General features: G+C 71.1%; 15 protein-coding genes. 9 read left to right on the top strand and 6 right to left on the bottom strand.

Annotated elements, in window-relative coordinates; genetic code table 11:
* Window positions 1-14: 14 nt before the first annotated feature.
* Window positions 15-1,052, bottom strand: coding sequence for a cation diffusion facilitator family transporter (locus CV755_RS11870; RefSeq protein ID WP_109280173.1), 1,038 nt, complete (start codon window positions 1,050-1,052; stop codon window positions 15-17).
* A 254-nt stretch (window positions 1,053-1,306) separates the two neighbouring features.
* Here CV755_RS11870 and CV755_RS11865 point away from each other — a divergent pair, with 254 nt between their 5' ends.
* Entirely contained in the window at window positions 1,307-1,618 is a 312-nt protein-coding gene (locus CV755_RS11865; protein ID WP_109280172.1) for a hypothetical protein, read from the top strand.
* On the top strand, window positions 1,615-2,025 hold the full coding sequence (locus CV755_RS11860; protein ID WP_153068647.1) for a PIN domain-containing protein: 411 nt from the start codon (window positions 1,615-1,617) through the stop codon (window positions 2,023-2,025). The genes CV755_RS11865 and CV755_RS11860 overlap by 4 nt, the downstream gene beginning before the upstream one ends.
* On the opposite strand, the gene CV755_RS11855 is transcribed toward CV755_RS11860, so the two are convergent.
* A complete protein-coding gene (locus tag CV755_RS11855; protein ID WP_109280170.1) occupies window positions 1,983-2,555 on the bottom strand; it encodes a GNAT family N-acetyltransferase in 573 nt (190 codons plus the stop codon). The genes CV755_RS11860 and CV755_RS11855 overlap by 43 nt on opposite strands.
* Before the next feature lie 102 nt (window positions 2,556-2,657).
* Between CV755_RS11855 and CV755_RS11850 the strand changes: the two genes are divergently transcribed.
* A complete protein-coding gene (locus CV755_RS11850) occupies window positions 2,658-3,377 on the top strand; it encodes a B3/B4 domain-containing protein (protein WP_109280169.1) in 720 nt (239 codons plus the stop codon).
* A gap of 226 nt (window positions 3,378-3,603) precedes the next feature.
* Window positions 3,604-5,106, top strand: a complete 1,503-nt coding sequence (gene metG, locus CV755_RS11845) for a methionine--tRNA ligase (protein ID WP_109280168.1) — start codon at window positions 3,604-3,606, stop codon at window positions 5,104-5,106.
* Window positions 5,107-5,175: 69 nt separating this feature from the next.
* Here the strand turns inward: metG and CV755_RS11840 are convergent, their stop codons facing one another.
* Both CV755_RS11840 and CV755_RS11835 read right to left on the bottom strand, forming a co-directional pair.
* Window positions 5,176-7,413: an MMPL family transporter gene (locus tag CV755_RS11840; RefSeq protein ID WP_109280167.1), complete on the bottom strand. Its 2,238-nt coding sequence runs from the start codon at window positions 7,411-7,413 to the stop codon at window positions 5,176-5,178.
* A 111-nt stretch (window positions 7,414-7,524) separates the two neighbouring features.
* Complete coding sequence (locus CV755_RS11835) at window positions 7,525-8,499, bottom strand: helix-turn-helix transcriptional regulator (RefSeq protein WP_153068646.1); 975 nt, start codon at window positions 8,497-8,499, stop codon at window positions 7,525-7,527.
* A 220-nt stretch (window positions 8,500-8,719) separates the two neighbouring features.
* Here CV755_RS11835 and CV755_RS11830 point away from each other — a divergent pair, with 220 nt between their 5' ends.
* The 5 genes from CV755_RS11830 (at window position 8,720) to CV755_RS11810 (ending at window position 14,331) form a co-directional block, all read left to right on the top strand.
* Window positions 8,720-9,805 (top strand): alpha/beta hydrolase, encoded by a 1,086-nt coding sequence (locus tag CV755_RS11830; RefSeq protein ID WP_193553395.1) that lies wholly within the window; start codon window positions 8,720-8,722, stop codon window positions 9,803-9,805.
* Between the two features lie 51 nt (window positions 9,806-9,856).
* Window positions 9,857-11,005 (top strand): trypsin-like serine peptidase, encoded by a 1,149-nt coding sequence (locus tag CV755_RS11825; RefSeq protein ID WP_153068645.1) that lies wholly within the window; start codon window positions 9,857-9,859, stop codon window positions 11,003-11,005.
* A 126-nt stretch (window positions 11,006-11,131) separates the two neighbouring features.
* Window positions 11,132-11,734: a histidine phosphatase family protein gene (locus tag CV755_RS11820; RefSeq protein ID WP_109280164.1), complete on the top strand. Its 603-nt coding sequence runs from the start codon at window positions 11,132-11,134 to the stop codon at window positions 11,732-11,734.
* Window positions 11,735-11,824: 90 nt separating this feature from the next.
* Window positions 11,825-12,325: a peptidylprolyl isomerase gene (locus tag CV755_RS11815; protein WP_109280163.1), complete on the top strand. Its 501-nt coding sequence runs from the start codon at window positions 11,825-11,827 to the stop codon at window positions 12,323-12,325.
* Window positions 12,326-12,522: 197 nt separating this feature from the next.
* Entirely contained in the window at window positions 12,523-14,331 is a 1,809-nt protein-coding gene (locus CV755_RS11810) for a trypsin-like serine peptidase (RefSeq protein WP_241561141.1), read from the top strand.
* Between the two features lie 14 nt (window positions 14,332-14,345).
* On the opposite strand, the gene CV755_RS11805 is transcribed toward CV755_RS11810, so the two are convergent.
* Entirely contained in the window at window positions 14,346-15,026 is a 681-nt protein-coding gene (locus CV755_RS11805; RefSeq protein WP_109280162.1) for a VOC family protein, read from the bottom strand.
* A gap of 212 nt (window positions 15,027-15,238) precedes the next feature.
* Complete coding sequence (locus CV755_RS11800) at window positions 15,239-16,162, bottom strand: ArsR/SmtB family transcription factor (protein WP_109280206.1); 924 nt, start codon at window positions 16,160-16,162, stop codon at window positions 15,239-15,241.
* Window positions 16,163-16,273 lie beyond the last annotated feature (111 nt).

Genomic DNA, 16,273 nt, shown 5'->3' with positions numbered 1-16,273 from the left:
CCGTCCGGCCCGGGTCAGTGGTTGTGCGGCCCCCGGTGGTGGACGGTGCCATGCGGCTGTTCGCAGTGCGGGCCGCCCTGGCCGGGAGCGGAGCCGACCCCGGCCAGCGCCTCGGCGGCATGGTCCACCTGGAGGGTGGCATGGGTGATGCCGTACTCCCGGCGCAGGGTGTCCTGGACGGCCTGGCGTACCGCGTGGCAGTCGCCGCCGGGCTCGACCAGCACATGGGCGGAGAGCACCGGCTCACCCGAGGTGATCTCCCAGATATGCAGGTCGTGCACCTCCACCACGCCCGCCTGTCCGGCCATCCGGTCGCCGATGGCGTCCGGCTGCACCCCGGCCGGTGCCGCTTCCAGGAAGATCCGCCCGGCCGCGCGCACCAGGGCGAGTCCGGACCTGACCATCAGGGCCACCACCACCAGGGTGGCGATGGCGTCGGCCCGGGCGAAGCCGGTGACCATCACCACGGCTCCGGCGACCGCGGTGGCGGCAAAGCCATAGAGGTCGGTGAGGATGTGCTGGAAGGCGCCCTCCACATTGAGCGAGGAGCGGTTGGCCCGGGACATGCACCAGGCCGCCAGGATGTTGACCACCACCCCGCTGAGCGCGGTGACCAGCACCAGCCGGCCGCCGACCTCCGGCGGGCTCAGCAGGCGCTGTACGGACTCATAGGCCAGCCAGACCGACAGCAGCAGCAGGGTCAGGCCGTTCGCCTGGGCGGAGAGGATTTCGGCTCGTTTCAAGCCATAGGTGTATTCGCCCCGGGCGGGCCGGGCGGCCAGTTTCATGGCCACCAGGGCCAGCACGATGGAACCGGCGTCGGACAGCATATGGGCCGCGTCCGACAACAGGGCCAGGGAATGCGCGGCAAAGGCGACAACGATTTCCACCGCCATATATCCGAGGATGAGCGCCAGGGCGATGCTCAGCCAGCGCCGGTCCGCGTCCTCGGCCACCCCATGGCTGTGACCATGGCCGTGGCCGTGGTCATTGCCGTGACCGTGCTCATGGTGATGACCGCCCGCACCGTGCCGGTCTCGCCTTTGCCGCATGAATACCCCCTGGGAACTCGCCCGTGACATCCAGGGAAGTGAAGCGCATATTCAAGGAATCGGCAAAGGCTGCAATGGAGACGGTTTTCGGTAAGGCTTTTTCTGAATACGGTTATCGATATCCGGGTTGCGGCCGGCGGGAGGGCGCGCCCGGCCGGTGTCCGCCGGGTGTGGGCGCCGGGCGCCGCGGCGGGCCCCGCCGAGCCGCAAGGAAGCCGGGTATTACCCGGGTCCCGTCCAGTAATATTTCGGCCATGGGCGAAGAGAAGACCCCCGACTACGAGCGGATCAGCATCACCGTGCCGAGGGAGCTCGCCGAGCAGCTGCGCGGGATGAAGGACGCCAATGTCATCGAGTCCGTGTCGGCCTTCGTCACCAGAACGCTCGCCGGTCAGATCGACCGTGACCGCAGACACCGCGAGAGCGATGAACGGCTGCGCCAGGACTTCGGGCTGGACGAGGACCGGATGACGCTGGCCCGGCAGTGGGCCGATGACGCCACCAACCAGCGGACCAGGCTGTCCCTGGAGCAGTACATCGCCACCCGCCGGAGCAGCGCCGCATGAGCCCTGACGGTGTGACCGGGGTCGTCCTGGACGCCGGGTTCCTCTCCGACCTGTGCACCGGCTACCGCATCGAGCACGAGGTGCTCACCGACCGCTGGAGCTGGCACGCGGTCACCGTCAATGTGCCGCAGAGCGAACTGGTGCTGGCCGAGCGGGAGAAGCCGGGCCGGGCGCGCTCCGCGCTGGAACTGCTGCTGGCCCGCTGCGGCCCCTCGGTACTGATCCGCCCGCTGGACCTGCCGGCCGTGGAGGCCGCGGGGGCGATGATGCGCCGGTACGGTCTGGACGACCCGGCGCTGGCCCACACCGCCGCCATCGCGGTGCCCTCCGGCTGGACCGTCTTCACCACCGATCCCGGCCGGTATCAGCCCCTGGCCGAGGACATCGATGTATTCGGCCTGGTCTGAACTCCCCTGAGGGGACGGCGCATACACACCCGCGGCCAGCGGTCCAGGCCCTGGGCGGCCTCCCTTTCCCGTATGGCGCGCAATGCGCCGTTGAGCTCCTCCTCGGCCATCACCTCGAAGCCACAGCGCAGGTAGTAGGGCGCGTTCCAGGGGACTTCGGCGAAGGTGGTCAGGGTCAGCACCGTGGCGCCCCGCGCGGCGGAGCGCTCGGCGAGCCGGTCGATCAGTGAACGGCCGATGCCCTGGCCGGAGTTGGCGGGGAGCACCGAGACCTGGTCCAGATGCGGTTCGCCCGCCGCGAAGGAGGACAGGAGATAGCCGACCGGTGTGCCGGAGGCGTCGGTGGCGACCCAGGCCAGCCCCTGCCGCTGGTGGCGGGCGAGCACGGAGAGCGCGGGCGGCTCGTCGTCGGCGACCTCCGGCATCCCTATCTCGCGGAAGCGCTCGCCCGCCGCTCGCTCGATCTCCCGCAGCAGGGGCAGCTCCTCGTCCCGGACCGGTCGGATATGGGGCGGGTTGATGTTCGGCATGCCCGCAGTCTGGCCGCGCCGAGCCGGCGATGCCCGTCTTTTTCCCTCGCCTGGTACGGTACACAGCACTATCCGGTACACAATATTGCGCCTGGAGGGCTCATGGCCGAGACCACCGACCTCAAAGCCTGGCTGGACACCGTGGCCATCGACCCCGCGGTGCATCAGCTGCGCCCGGACTACCGCGCCCTGGTGATAGCGGCCGAAGGGCTGCGCCCCGGGCCGAGCGACCGGACCAGCGAGCGGCTGCTGGCCGCGGCCGAGGAGACCGCGCGGGCCTGGCTCGCCCACACCCCCGTGGAGGAGCATCCGCATCTGGCCGCCTGGCGGGACGCCTTCCGCGCCTTCGGCGCCAAGCCGCAGCGCACCCGGCCCAGCGCCGAGGCCCTGCTGCGCCGGGCGGAGGCCGGGCTGCCGCGGGTGGACCGGCTCACCGACATCTACAACGCGATCTCGGTGGCCCATGTGCTGCCGCTGGGCGGCGAGGACCTGGACCACTACGCCGGTCCGGCCCGGCTGGTGCGCACCACCGGCGAGGAGGTCTTCGAGACCACGGCGGCCGGCGAGCCGGCCATCGAGCACTGCCCGCCGGGCGAGGTGGTGTGGCGGGACGACCGGGGTGTGACCTGCCGCCGCTGGAACTGGCGCCAGTGCACGCGCACCCGGCTCACCCATGACACCACCCGGGCCGTTTTCATCCTGGACGCACTGGCTCCGCTGGACGACGCCGCGCTGGACGCGGCGGGGCAGGCCCTGGCGGACGCACTGCTGGAGAGCAGCCCCGGGGCGGTGCTGGCCCGGCGGGTGGTCGGCGGGGCCTGACTGTTCAACTGCGCCGCGGCCGCCCACGGTAGGCGCACCAATGGGCTTGCCCGGGCCCCCGGTGGCCCGCTAGCGTCCGGCACATGAACTCCGCGTCCGTACCCCAGCGCTCGATGATGCCTCGTCAACGGGGCTGCTGACACGGACGCTTGACCATCCGAGGCCCCGGGACGGGGCCTCTTCCGCGTGCGCCGGGCGGAGCCCCGGCTCGCTGGAGGAGGCTCCCATGACCATCCCACGCAGCTACATCACCACCACCATCCCCTATGTCAACGCCCGTCCCCATCTGGGCTTCGCCCTGGAACTCGTCCAGGCGGATGTGCTGGCCCGGCACCGCCGCCGAGCGGGCGAGGAGGTCCGGTTGCTCACCGGCACCGATGACAACTCGCTGAAGAACGTACTGGCCGCCGAGGCGGCGGGCATCGGTGTGGCAGAGCTGGTGGACCGTAATGCCGCCGCGTTCGCGGCCCTCGGCGAACCGCTGGGACTGTCCTTCGACGACTTCATCCGCACCAGCCGCGACCCACGCCACCGGGCCGGCGTGGAGCGTCTCTGGCAGCGCTGCCGGGCCGCCGGTGACTTCTACCGCGCCCACTACCAGGGGCTCTACTGTGTGGGCTGCGAGCAGTTCTACGACACGGCGGACCTGCTCGACGGCCGCTGCCCCGAACACGGCACCGAGCCACAGCGAGTGGCCGAGGAGAACTGGTTCTTCCGGCTGTCCCGTTACGCCGATGCCCTCCACGACCTGATCGCCGGCGGACGGCTGCGCATCCAGCCGGAGCAGCGCCGCAACGAGGTGCTGGCCCTGATCGCCGGCGGGCTGCGCGACTTCTCCGTCTCCCGCTCCCGGACCCGGGCCCGCGGCTGGGGCATTCCGGTGCCCGGCGACGCGGACCAGGTCGTCTATGTCTGGTGGGACGCCCTGGGCAACTACATCACCAGCCTCGGCTATGGCACCTCCGGCCCGGACTTCGGCACCTGGTGGGCGGGTGACGGGCGGCGGATCCATCTGGTCGGCAAGGGAGCTCTGCGCTTCCACGCGGTCTATTGGCCGGCCATGCTGCTGTCCGCCGGGCTGCCGCTGCCCACCGAGATCCTGGTCCATGACTACCTCACGGTGGACGGCCGGAAGATCAGCAAGTCGGCCGGTACCACGGTGGATCCGGCCGGGCTGGTCGCCGACTACGGTACGGACGCGGTGCGTTGGTGGCTGCTGCGAGAAGTGCCGCGCATCGGTGACACGGACTTCACCCGGGACCGGCTGGTGGCCCGGGCGGATGCCGAACTCGCGGGCGGCCTGGGCAATCTGGCCCACCGGGTGGTGTCGATGGCGCACCGCTATCGTGCGGGCCGGCTGCCCGGCGCCGTCCCGGGCCGCGCTCCCGGTACCGAGCCGCTGGCCGAGGTCTGCCGGCTGGTGCCCGGCCGCGTCCAAAGCGCCCTGGCCGCCTATGACTTCCGGGCGGCCACGACCGCCCTGTGGTCGGTGGTGGAAGAGACCAATCGCTGTATCGAGCGGACCCGCCCCTGGGAGCTGGCCCGGGATGGTGACGACGGTCAACTGGACGCGGTACTGGTGGCGTTGACCGGTGCCTGCCGTCTCCTCGCCGGTGAACTCCGCCCCTTCCTCCCCTCGGCCGCCGCCAGTCTGGCCCGCCAGTGCACCCCGGTCCAGGGTGTGCTGCCCCCGGCAGCCCCGCTCTTCCCACGGCTGGGGCCCCATTAGGGGCGCGGGGAACTGCGCGACCGGCCCAAGAAGGCCCGCACAGGGAACGAAACCGCAGTCAGGAGACCCTCACAAACGCCGCAGCCGCGGCAATGCACGGTCCAGCCACCCCGGAAGCCACCAGTTCGCCCGGTCCAGCAGGGTCATGGTCGCCGGCACCAGCACCAGGCGGATCAGCGTGGCGTCGATGAGGACGCTGACCGCCAGTCCGACGGCCAGCATTTTCACCACGATCACCGGGCTGTTGACAAAGGCGGCGAAGACGCTGGTCATGATGAGCGCGGCGCAGGTGATGACCCGCGCCGTGGTCTCCAGGGCGCGGGCGACACTCTCGGGTGTATCGCCCGTGCGCAGCCAGGACTCATGGACCCGGGTGAGAAGGAAGATCTCGTAGTCCATGCTCAGCCCGAAGACGATGGCGAACATCATCATCGGCACAAAGCTCTCGATGGGCACCGGTTGGCTGACTCCCAGGGCACCACTGCCCCAGCCCCACTGGAAGACGGCGACGATCACGCCATAGGAGGCGGCGATGGACACCACATTGAGCACCGCTGCCTTGAGGGCCACCAGCAGACCGCGGAACACGGCCAGGATGATCAGGAAGGCCAGGGCGACCACCACCCCGATGATCAGCGGCAGCCGGCCGGCGACCATATCGACGAAGTCCACCTGCACGGCGGTGGTGCCGGTGACATAGCCATGGGCGGAGGTGCCCGCCACGGCCTTGGGCAGCACGGTGTCCCGGAGGCGGTTGACCAGGCGGGTGGTGGCCGCGTCCTGCGGGGCGGTGGTGGCGATGGTGGTGGCGGTGAGGACCTTGCCGTCGGGGGTGGGCCGCAGCGCGGTGGTGGTGACGGTGCCGGGCAGGTGGGCCAGGGTGTGCTGGGCGTGCTTGGCCAGGGCCGGCCGCCGGGAGGCGGGCACCGTGCTCTGGTCGATGACGATGGTCAGCGGACCGTTGGCGCCGGGGCCGAAGGCGGTGGAGATCAGGTCGTAGGCACGGCGGTCGGTGAAGCCGGTGGGGTCGGCGCCGTCGCCGATGTGCCCGAGCTGGATGGAGAACAGCGGTACGGCCAGTACGGCCGTGGCGGCCAGGCCGCCGGCCAGGAAGGCCCAGGGGCGGCGCTGGACGCGCCGGGCGTAGCGGTGCCGGCCGGTGTGCCGGGGCGCGGCGCCCCGGGGGTCGGCCTCGGCCACCGGGGTCCGCACCCGGAGCCGGTCGATCCGCCGGCCCGCCAGGCCGAGCAGGGCGGGGACCAGAGTGAGGGCGGTGAGCACCGCGGTGATGACGGTGAGGGCGGCGGCGGTGCCCAGCTTGCCGACCAGGGAGATGCCGCTGACCCAGAGTCCGGCCAGCGCCACGATGACCGTACAGCCGGAGACCACCACGGCCCGGCCGCTGGTGGCCATGGCCCGGCCGGCGGCGGCCACCGGGTCCAGGCCGTCGATGAGGTGCTGGCGGTGCCGGGTGATCAGGAAGAGGGCGTAGTCGATGCCCACCCCGAGGCCGATCATGGTGGCCAGGGTCGGGGAGACGGTGGAGAAGGTGAAGGCGGCGGCCAGCAGGCCCAGGCAGGCCAGCCCGGTGACCACTCCGAAGAGCGCGGTGAGCAGCGGCAGGACGGCCGCCACCACGCTGCCGAACCCGGCCAGCAGCACCACCACGGCCGCGCCAATGCCGATGAGTTCGCTCACCCGGTCGTTGGGCAGGGGCCGGGCCAGTTCGCCCAGCGGCCCGCCGTACTCCACCTGTACGCCGGCCGCCAGCAGCGGTGCCACGGCCCGGTCGATCCCCCGCAGATAGTCCTGGCCGAGCAGCAGGGGCGTGCTGTCGAAGCGGATGGTGAGGTAGCCGGTCCGGCCGTCCGGGGAGAGCGGCGACAGGGCCCGCCGGGCGGGGGTCGGCGGCGGCGGTGGCACCGCGGCGGCGGATGGCGGGGGCAGGGGGTTCTGGACGGCCAGGACATGCGGCAGCCGGCGCAGTTGGGCGGCCGCCCGGTTGATCCGGCCGGCGACGGTGGTCAGCGGATGCCCGGCATCGTGCAGTACCACCGGGGCGCTGTAGCCGCCGGCGGCCGGATCGTGGGCCCGGAGCACCCCGATCGCCCGTACCGACTGCACCCCGGGCAGGGTGAAGTCATCGGAGAAGGACCCGCCGAACGCCCGGCTCAGCCCCGCCACCCCGCCCAGCACCAGCAGCCATCCGGCCAGCACCACCGGGAAGTGGCGGGCACACCACTCGCCCAGGGCCCCCAGCCTGCCCCAGGCCGGCGCACTGGGCTGTGGCTCGTCCGGAACGGACACTGACCCTCCGGTGATCGGCGACCGGCCCCGGCATCAGTAGATGCCGCTCCCGCCGGCCCGGCACGCCGGCGTCCGGAGAACGGGTGAGGCGCCCCGGCGGTCTATGTCCGCTCACAGCCAGCCGCGCCGCGCGGCCTGTACCCCCGCCTGGAAGCGGGTGGTGGCACCCAGCCCGGACACCAGGGCGGAGACCCGCCGGACCACGGTGCGCCGGCCCAGGCCCAGCCGCCGGGCGATGGCGTCGTCGGTGGCGCCGCTGGCCATCAGGGTGAGGATCTGGCGGTCCCGGGCGTCGATCCGGGTGTCCACACCGGCCGCCGAGGCCGGTACGGCCAGGTTCCACAGGGTTTCGAAGACATTGGACAGCGCCCGGAACAGGCTGGAGGGATGGATCAGCAGGGCGATGGCGCCGGGCCGGTCGTCGGCGGCGAGGGTGATCACGGCCAGGTCGTCATCGCCCAGGGCCAGCTTCATGGGCGGCTCATGCAGGGTCCGGGCCTGCTCCCCGGCCTCGATCATGCGCGCCATATTGGGGCCCGCGATCGGATCGTCGAAGGCGGAGCCGTGATAGATCACCCGGTAGACCACCCCGGCGGCCATCCGCTCGCGCTGCAGCGTCTCCTGGACCGGGTAGTGATCCGGCGGGCCGGAGTACGGGGGCATATCGATGACCCTGACCTGCCGGCGCGCGGCGGTCTGGAGCCGCCGGACGACCGTGAGGACCTGGGCGTTGCCCTGGACCACCTCCAGTGCGCCATAGTGGCCGGCGTCCCGCCGGGCGAAGCGGTAGAGCCGTTCCAGCTCGGCGCCGGTGCGCCGGAGTTCGGCCTGCCGGGCGGCCTCGCGCTGCAGCAGCGTCTCCACCACCTGCAGGGGTGATAACGCCTCCCAGCACCGGGGCTCGGGACCGGTGGTCACCGCGATGCCCTCGGCGGCGAGTTCCTCCAGCACCGCCAGCACCACGGCCTCGCTGAGCCCGGCCTGCGCGGCCAGCAGCCGGGCCGGCGCACCGGGATGGCTGATCAGCAGCCGGTAGATCCGGCCGCGTCTGGAGTCGGGATCCAGCACATCCAGTCCGTTGTGCACGACGCCCCCCTGGTCGCACTGATGTCCGGTCACTTGGTCCCCGCAGACTATCGCGCACCCGGCTCACCTGCGCCAATGGCGCAACTGAGCCACCGATCCCTATGGCGCCGGAGGACGGCAGCGCCTTGGATGTGCCGTGCCGGTCAAGCGGAACCACCGGTCCCAGGACACGGCATCCACCCCATGGCATCCAGCCCACTTCGAGGACCGAGGACCACTGATGAGATCCGCCCCGTCCCTCCGGCTGTCGTGTGCGAAGGCACTGTTCGCCGCGGTGGCCACCGCCCTGCTGATGTTCGGCGCGCCCGCCGCGCACGCCGACGCCCCGGCGCCGCCGGGGTTCACCGATGGCTTCGGGCTCACCCAGACCCGCCCGGTCACCGGCACGGCGACCAACTTCGTGGTCACGGTGACCACCCCCGAGGTCGCCGGGGAGCACCACATCCGGATCCTGCTGCCCCAGGACTACGCGGCCGGCCCCGCCAAGCGCTATCCGGTGTTCTATCTGCTGCACGGCGCCTCGGACGACCCGGCCAACCCCAACCTGGCCTATCCGGCGCTCACCGCGGCCAAGTCGATGATCACTGTGATCCCGGACGGCGGCCGGCGCGGCTGGTACACCAACTGGCTTGACCAGGACACCGCCGCGGGCGCGCAGAACTGGGAGAACTTCCATATCAACCAGGTGATCCCGTTTATCGACGCCAATCTGCGCACCCTGGGGACCAAGCAGGGCCGGGCGGTCGGCGGCATCTCCATGGGCGGCTTCGGCGCCCTGCACTACGCCCAGCGCCACCCCGGCCTCTTCAGCCAGGTGGCCACCTTCTCCGGTGCCGACGACCTCTCCATGGACGAGGCGGTCATCCGCGGTGCCGTGGTCGCCACCCTCACCAACATCGGTGCCCCGCTGTGCGGTTCGAGCTCCCGTGGCGACTGTGCGCTCGACTTCGGCCCCACGGTGTCCAGTGACGCCGTCTTCGGCTCGCCCTACCCGGTGTTCAACGCCGACTGGCGCTGGAACGAGGCCGATCCCTCCACGCATATGGACGTGCTGGCCGGCATGGGCATCGCCATCTACACCGGCAATGGCGCCGGCAACCCCGCCGAGCCCGAGTTCTGGGTGCAGTCCGCGGCCCATCACGCCAAGGACCGGCTGGACGCCCTGAAGTTCCCCTACCACTTCGTGGACTACGGCGACGGCTCCGGCTGGGGCCAGGGCTGCCAGGGCGGCCACACCTATGACTGCTGGGCCCAGGACCTGGTGGACTACATCCCGCGCCTGGAGGCGGCGTTCGCCTCGTCCTGACACCCGCCCGGCACCCACCGTATCCACCAACTTCCTTGAGGGGAAAGCCATATGACCGCTGACGCAATACCCTTCCCGCACTCCGGAGCAAGACGGATCAGTGCGGCCGTGGTCGCCGTGCTGGCGCTGGTGGCCGCCCTGCTCACCACGGCGGCCCCGGCACACGCCGACAACTCCGTGGTCGAGATGCCCGCCCTGGTCCCAGGCGGGCCGGACTACCAGCAGAAGCTCAAGGACGAGGTGGGCTTCTGGAACCTCTCCAAAATGGCCAAGGCCGCGCTCAACAACGAGGACCACGACGCGGTCGCGCCCTCCGGCGGCTGGGACGCGTACAGCAAGCCCTGGCCGGTGCGGCAGGGCCTGATCGGGCGCACCGCCGGCAAGCTCCTCATGGAGTACAAGAACCTGGACACCGGTGCGACCGAGCTGAGCGCCTGCTCCGGCGATGTGGTGACCAGCGCCAACAAGAGCGTGGTGATCACCGCCGGCCACTGTGTGGGCTATCACCTCCCGGTGGTGGGCCCCAATCTCTTCGTGGACAACATGGTCTTCATCCCCGGGTTCAACGGTGCGGGCCTGGCCCGTCACACCGACAGCACTGCCCTCCCGGGCAAGGACGTCGCCCCCTACGGGGTCTGGGGCGTGACCCGCGAGTGGACCACCGACACCTGGGCGCACAACGGTGACTGGGCGGCGGGCGGCGACATGGCGGCCCTGCTGGTGGCCAACCCGGACGACCCGCGGCCGATCGCCGAGGTCACCGGCGGGCAGAAGATCGCCTTCAACCAGCCGCGGGCCCAGCACTCCGTGCTGTTCGGCTATCCGACGAGCAATGAGCGCAACTACTACTCACACGCCCAGAACAAGGTGGCCGCGCCTCTCCAGCGCGACTACGACGGCCGCACCCTGATGTACGCCGAAGGCGACGCCTGGTCCGATCCGGTCTACTACAACGATGTGATCACCGGTGCGATGGCCCCGGGCAGCAGCGGCGGCCCCTGGCTGCAGAACTTCGACCCGGCGACCGGGGAGGGCGTCCAGACCGGGGCCTTCTCCCGCTATGACGACCCCGGCCAGATCATCGGCATCCAGGGCTGGCTGATCGGCCCCAACCTCCAGGCCACCCAGTTCGGCGACGAGGAGCAGGCCGTCTACTTCGCCGCCCAGTCGGTGAACCGGCAGCCGGTGAACCGGGCCTGATCCCGGCAGCCGCGGGATGCGGCCCCCCGTGCGGCGTCGTGTACTGAGAGAAGACCGAGTCCGCGGCCGGGAGGGAGTGACCGTGTCCATGCCGGCCGTATCTGCCGGAGGGGCGGTGACGGCCCCATGGGCGAACTGCTGCTGATCCGCCACGGCGAAACGGAATGGAGCCGCGACGGCCGCCATACCGGCCGTACCGACCTGCCGCTCACCCCGGAGGGCGAGCGGCAGGCCCTGGCGCTGGCCCGGCCGCTGGCCGCCCGGCGGATCACCCATGTCCTGTGCAGTCCCTTGCAACGCGCCGTACGCACCGCCGAGTTGAGCCTGCCGCGCGGCAAGGGCGTCACCCTGGAGCCGGGCCTGCTGGAGTGGGACTACGGCGCCTACGAGGGCCTGACCACCGAGGGGATCCAGCGGGACCGGCCCGGCTGGGACCTCTGGCGGGACGGCGTACCGACCGACGGCCCCGAGCGTCCCGGAGAGACCCTGGCCCAGGTCGGGAAGCGCTGTGACCAGGTGCTGGCCAGGGCCATCGCCGCGCTGGAGCGGACCGGGGGCGATGTGGCCCTGTTCGCCCATGGGCATGTGCTGCGCGTCCTCACCGCCCGCCGGCTGGGGCAGCCGCCCCGGGACGGCGGCCTGTACCGGCTGGACACCGCCACGCTCTCCACGCTGGGCACGGAACACACCCGTCCGGTGATCACCGGCTGGAACATCCCGCCCCGATAACAGGCGACGGCCCGCCCGCATGTGAAAGACTCGTGATCACTTATGTCCAAACGCGCGGATTCGCGCACTCGCACACACACGGAGCACTTCATGGCCAAGGTCCGGCTGAGCACCAACCACGGTGACATCGTGCTGGCGCTCAACGAGGAGAAGGCGCCCAAGACCGTCGCGAACTTCCTCTCCTATGTCGACGCAGGCCACTACAACGGCACCATCTTCCACCGGGTCATCCCCGGCTTTATGGTCCAGGGCGGCGGCTTCACCCCCGGCATGGACCAGAAGAAGACCAACGCGCCCGTCGAGAACGAGGCGGACAACGGTCTGAAGAACACCGCCTACAGCGTCGCCATGGCCCGTACCAACGACCCGCACTCGGCGACCGCGCAGTTCTTCATCAACGTCAGCGACAACGACTTCCTCAACTTCAGCTCCAAGTCCCCCAGCGGCTGGGGCTACGCGGTCTTCGGCGAGGTCGTCGAGGGCAGGGAGGTCGTTGACTCCATCAAGGCCGTGCCCACCGGCTCGCGCGGCTTCCACCAGGACGTTCCCAAGGACGACGTGCTCATCGAGCGCGCGGAGCGGGTGGCGTAAGGGTCCGCTTACGGCCCTTCCGGTTCTCCGGGTCCACGGCCCGGGCAGCAGATGCCTGCCCGGGCCGCGGAGTCCGCACCGCGCGGGGGGACGCCAGGGCTGTCCGCTCCCGTTGGCGAGGTCTATCGTGCGTGCGACGTCTATCGTGCGTGCGACAAGGCGCAGACCCACCGCCCCGTCCAGGGAAGGGAGTTCACTTGCGCATATCTCGTATCCGCGGCCTGATCCTCGCCTCCGTATGCGGCCTGATGCTGCCGCTGGGCGCGGCCGCCGCGAACGCAGCCGGTCCCTCACCCGCGCCCCGGCCCGGCAACTGGTCCGCCCGGGACGCCATCCGCTACTGGACCCCCCAGCGCATCGATTCCGCCACTCCGCTGGGTGGCCGCAGCGCGCCGCCCAGACCCGCGGCCGCGCCGCCCCACGCCCACCCCGATCTGATCCACGACAGCTCCGTGCACTTCCCCGGACTGAAGTCCGTGGGCGTGCTCTTCCTGGTGAGCAGCGGCGAGAAGCACCACTTCTGCTCGGCGAGCGTGGTGCGCAGCGCCGGTCATGACCTGATCCTGTCCGCCGGCCACTGTGTCAACGGCGCCAGGGCCGCCTTCATCCCGCGCTACGACGGCTCCAAGTCCCTGGACCGGCAGCCCTACGGGGTGTTCCCGGTCCTGGCCGACAAGTGGTTCAAGGATCCCCGGTACACCGCGAACAGCACGGGCAAAGAGTCGGATCTGGACTTCTCCTTCGCCCGGCTGGGCCCCAACGAGGACGGCCGCAAGGTCCAGGACGTGGTCGGGGGCAGCACCCTGGCCCGGACGCCGGGCGCCAAGAACGCTGTCACGGTGGTCGGTTACCCGTCCGTCAAACACAACAGCTCGGACACCCCGGTGCGTTGCTACACCCGCACCGGAGCACTGCCGCACTACTACCAGATGCGGGTGGACTGCGCCGGTATGTGGGGTGGCGTCTCGGGCGGGCCCTGGTTCTCCAGGGTCGATGAGGACAAGGGGACGGGCGAGATCATCGGCAATGTCGGCGGCTTCAACGGCGGCGGACCCAATGTCCCGGACAGCAATCCGCTCTACAACCGGCTGACCTACAGCCCGCTGCACCAGGACTGGTTCTTCCGCCTCTACGAGGACGCCCAGCACGGCAGCGTCTCGCGCCCCGACCCGTACCAGCAGCCGCAGCTGCCCTATTCCATCGGCACCTATGACACCTGGAAGCACGCCAGGCTGATGGCCTCCGGTGACTTCTCCGGCACCGGCCGGGACGGGCTGCTGGTGGTGTGGACGGACGGCGAGGTCACCCTCTACACCGGAGACGGGGACGACGACTTCAGCGGTGAGCGGCAGCTGGTGGCGCACAATGGCACCTGGACCCATGCCGAGACCATCACCGCCGGGGACTTCGCCGGCTCCAACCAGTTCGATCTGCTGGTGCGTTGGTCGGACGGCGAGGTCACCCTCTATCCGGATGTGGGCAGCCGGGGCGTCAACTGGGACGGCATCCGGCTGGCGGCCCCCGGCTCGGTGTGGAAGAACGCCACCCAGATCGCGGCGGGCCGGTTTGTCGCCGACACCTATGTCACCGACCTCATGGTGCGCTGGGTGGACGGCGAGGTCACTCTCTACACCAATACCGGGCAGGGCGGGTTCGGCCAGGAGCACCAGCTGCTGAAGCCCAACAGCACCTGGAAGGACGCCACTTTGCTCACGGCCGGACAGTATTCGGGCTACCAGAAGTGGGACCTGTTCGTCCGCTGGGTGGACGGTGAGCTCGACACCTACCATGGCATCACCACCTCGGGCCTGGGCACCGAGAACCGCATGGCGGACAAGAACCCCACCTGGACCCATGCCTCGGCCATCACCACCGGCAACTTCGCCTCCACCGGCCTGACCACCGACCTCATGGTGCGCTGGTCGGACGGCGAGACCACCATCTACCGCAATACCGGGCTGTCCCGGCTGGGCATCGAAGACACCCTGGTCTACCCGGTGTTGTGACCGGTGCCATCACCTCACCCGAGGAGGCCGAACTCATTCCCCTCGGGATCGGTGAAGGTCTCCCATGGCACCCCTCCGGTTCGTCCGGCGTCCGGCCGCATCGCGCCCAGTTCCAGCAGGCGGTGCGGGCCGGCGCCGGGCGGGCATTCCAGCAGTGGATACAGCCGGCTGGGCTCCGCCTTGGCGGCCACCGGCGGCCCCATCACCAGTTCCGGTCCGCATCCGGAGGGGGCGCGCAGTCTGACGCCCCAGGCGCCCTCCGCCACGATGTGCCATCCGGCTGCCGCCGCCCAGAAGGCGCCCTGGGCGGCGGGGTCCGCGGCGTCCTGGCAGATCTGCACCGGGCGGCCGTCCTCCTCCGCCCTGGGCAGTACGCAGAGTTCATTGCCCTCGGGGTCGGCGAGCACCTCCCAGGGCACTCCGCGCTGCCCGATGTCCACGCGCACCGCGCCCAGTCCGAGCAGTCGGCGCACCTCGGCGGGGCCGCCGGCCAGATCCAGGTGCACCCGGTTCTTCCCGGCCTTGGGCCGGTCGGCGGGCACCAGCAGCAGCGCCGGGCCGTCAGCCTCCCCGGAGCGCAGGATCGTTACGCCACGTTCCTCGGCGACCGGCCATCGCAGGGCTTGCGCCCAGAACCCGGCCAGCGCCGGTACGTCCACGGCCTGGATCACCACACCGGCAAGCCTTGTGGACATCTCAACGCCCCCTTGCCCAGGGCCACTTCCCTCCCAGCAGCCACTTACGCACCAGGGTAGCTCCTCCGGCGCCCCGTCAGGGCGTGCGGCCATGGCATCGGGCTGGAGCGGTCCGAGCGCCGTGAGAACTGCGGTCAGATGTCAGGTGCGGGATTGTGTGTGGCTGGTCGCGCCCACGCGGCGGAGCCGCATAAGTACCGGCCCCGCGCCCCTTACGGGGCAGCCGCCAGCAGCGCATCAGCGACCGAGGTGCGGGCGTAAAGCACCGACCGCCCGGCACGATGGGCACTGACCAGGCCCGCGTCCCGTAGCGCGGTCAGCTGCTGGGACACCCCCGCGGCGGAGAGCCCCGTGCGCCGCGCCAGCTCGGTGGTGGAAGCCGGGCTCTCCAGCTCGCCCAGCAGCAGGGTCCGGGAACGCCCGAGCACCACCGCGAGAGCCTCCGCACCCCCGTCCGGACGCGTTTCCCACAACGCGCCCGCCCCCCTTGCCGCATAGGCCAGTTGCGGCGGATCCGGCGGGGCCACCCGGGTGGAGAGCCCCGGCCCCTTGAAGGCGGAGGGAATCAGCAGCAGCCCCGCCCCCGGGGTCCGCCGGGGCAGTGGCTGTTTCCGGTGTGCCAGCCGCAGCGCGTTGTCGTCCCAACTCACCGAGGGATGTACGTCATTGAGCAGGCGGCCCGCGCCATGCTCGGCGACCTGCCGGGCCCGCTGGAACACCTCCGCGTCCAGCACGGCGCGGATCCTTGCCCAGTACGGGGCCAGGGCCAGCTCCCAATAGGTCTCGATCTCCTCCGCGACCCGCCCGAGCCGGGCCGGTGGATCGGCGTGGAGCGATCGCAGCCGGGCACCCCGGACTCCCCGGTGACGCTCCAGGTGGTCCAGATCGGCACGTACCCGCTCCGCCGGAGTGGCCACGATGACCGCCAGCTCGGCCTCCAGTGTGGGAGCGGGGCCCGCCGGGGCGGGGTTGAGGAAATCGGGCACATAGCCCGAGGGCGGGATCAGCTCGGCGAGCCAGCCCCGGTCCAGCCCGGCGGCGGCGATCCTCGGCCGCACCTGGCCGATCCAGCGCCGGTGCACCGGGTGCGGGCGGCCGGAGGCCAGCAGCCGGAAGCTGGCGCCCACTTCCCACATGGGGGACACCGCGAACCGGACCCGTGCCAGATCGCCCGCCGAGAAGGCGAGTTCCACCAGTTCGTCCCCCGAGGATTCGGCTGCCGCTTAATCAATGGCGATCACCTTATC

It is taken from the genome of Streptomyces orinoci (assembly GCF_003121295.1).
GTDB lineage: Bacteria > Actinomycetota > Actinomycetes > Streptomycetales > Streptomycetaceae > Streptomyces > Streptomyces orinoci.
Note: the sequence above shows the minus strand (reverse complement) of the source record. Positions and strands in the feature narration are given on the sequence as shown.

Coding starts and splice junctions, on each gene's coding strand:
- CV755_RS11870 (WP_109280173.1), bottom strand. CDS start 1,052: ATGCGGCAAAGGCGAGACCGGCACGGTGCGGGCGGTCATCACCATGAG.
- CV755_RS11865 (WP_109280172.1), top strand. CDS start 1,307: ATGGGCGAAGAGAAGACCCCCGACTACGAGCGGATCAGCATCACCGTG.
- CV755_RS11860 (WP_153068647.1), top strand. CDS start 1,615: ATGAGCCCTGACGGTGTGACCGGGGTCGTCCTGGACGCCGGGTTCCTC.
- CV755_RS11855 (WP_109280170.1), bottom strand. CDS start 2,555: ATGCCGAACATCAACCCGCCCCATATCCGACCGGTCCGGGACGAGGAG.
- CV755_RS11850 (WP_109280169.1), top strand. CDS start 2,658: ATGGCCGAGACCACCGACCTCAAAGCCTGGCTGGACACCGTGGCCATC.
- metG (WP_109280168.1), top strand. CDS start 3,604: ATGACCATCCCACGCAGCTACATCACCACCACCATCCCCTATGTCAAC.
- CV755_RS11830 (WP_193553395.1), top strand. CDS start 8,720: ATGAGATCCGCCCCGTCCCTCCGGCTGTCGTGTGCGAAGGCACTGTTC.
- CV755_RS11825 (WP_153068645.1), top strand. CDS start 9,857: ATGACCGCTGACGCAATACCCTTCCCGCACTCCGGAGCAAGACGGATC.
- CV755_RS11820 (WP_109280164.1), top strand. CDS start 11,132: ATGGGCGAACTGCTGCTGATCCGCCACGGCGAAACGGAATGGAGCCGC.
- CV755_RS11815 (WP_109280163.1), top strand. CDS start 11,825: ATGGCCAAGGTCCGGCTGAGCACCAACCACGGTGACATCGTGCTGGCG.
- CV755_RS11805 (WP_109280162.1), bottom strand. CDS start 15,026: ATGTCCACAAGGCTTGCCGGTGTGGTGATCCAGGCCGTGGACGTACCG.
- CV755_RS11800 (WP_109280206.1), bottom strand. CDS start 16,162: ATGTGGGAAGTGGGCGCCAGCTTCCGGCTGCTGGCCTCCGGCCGCCCG.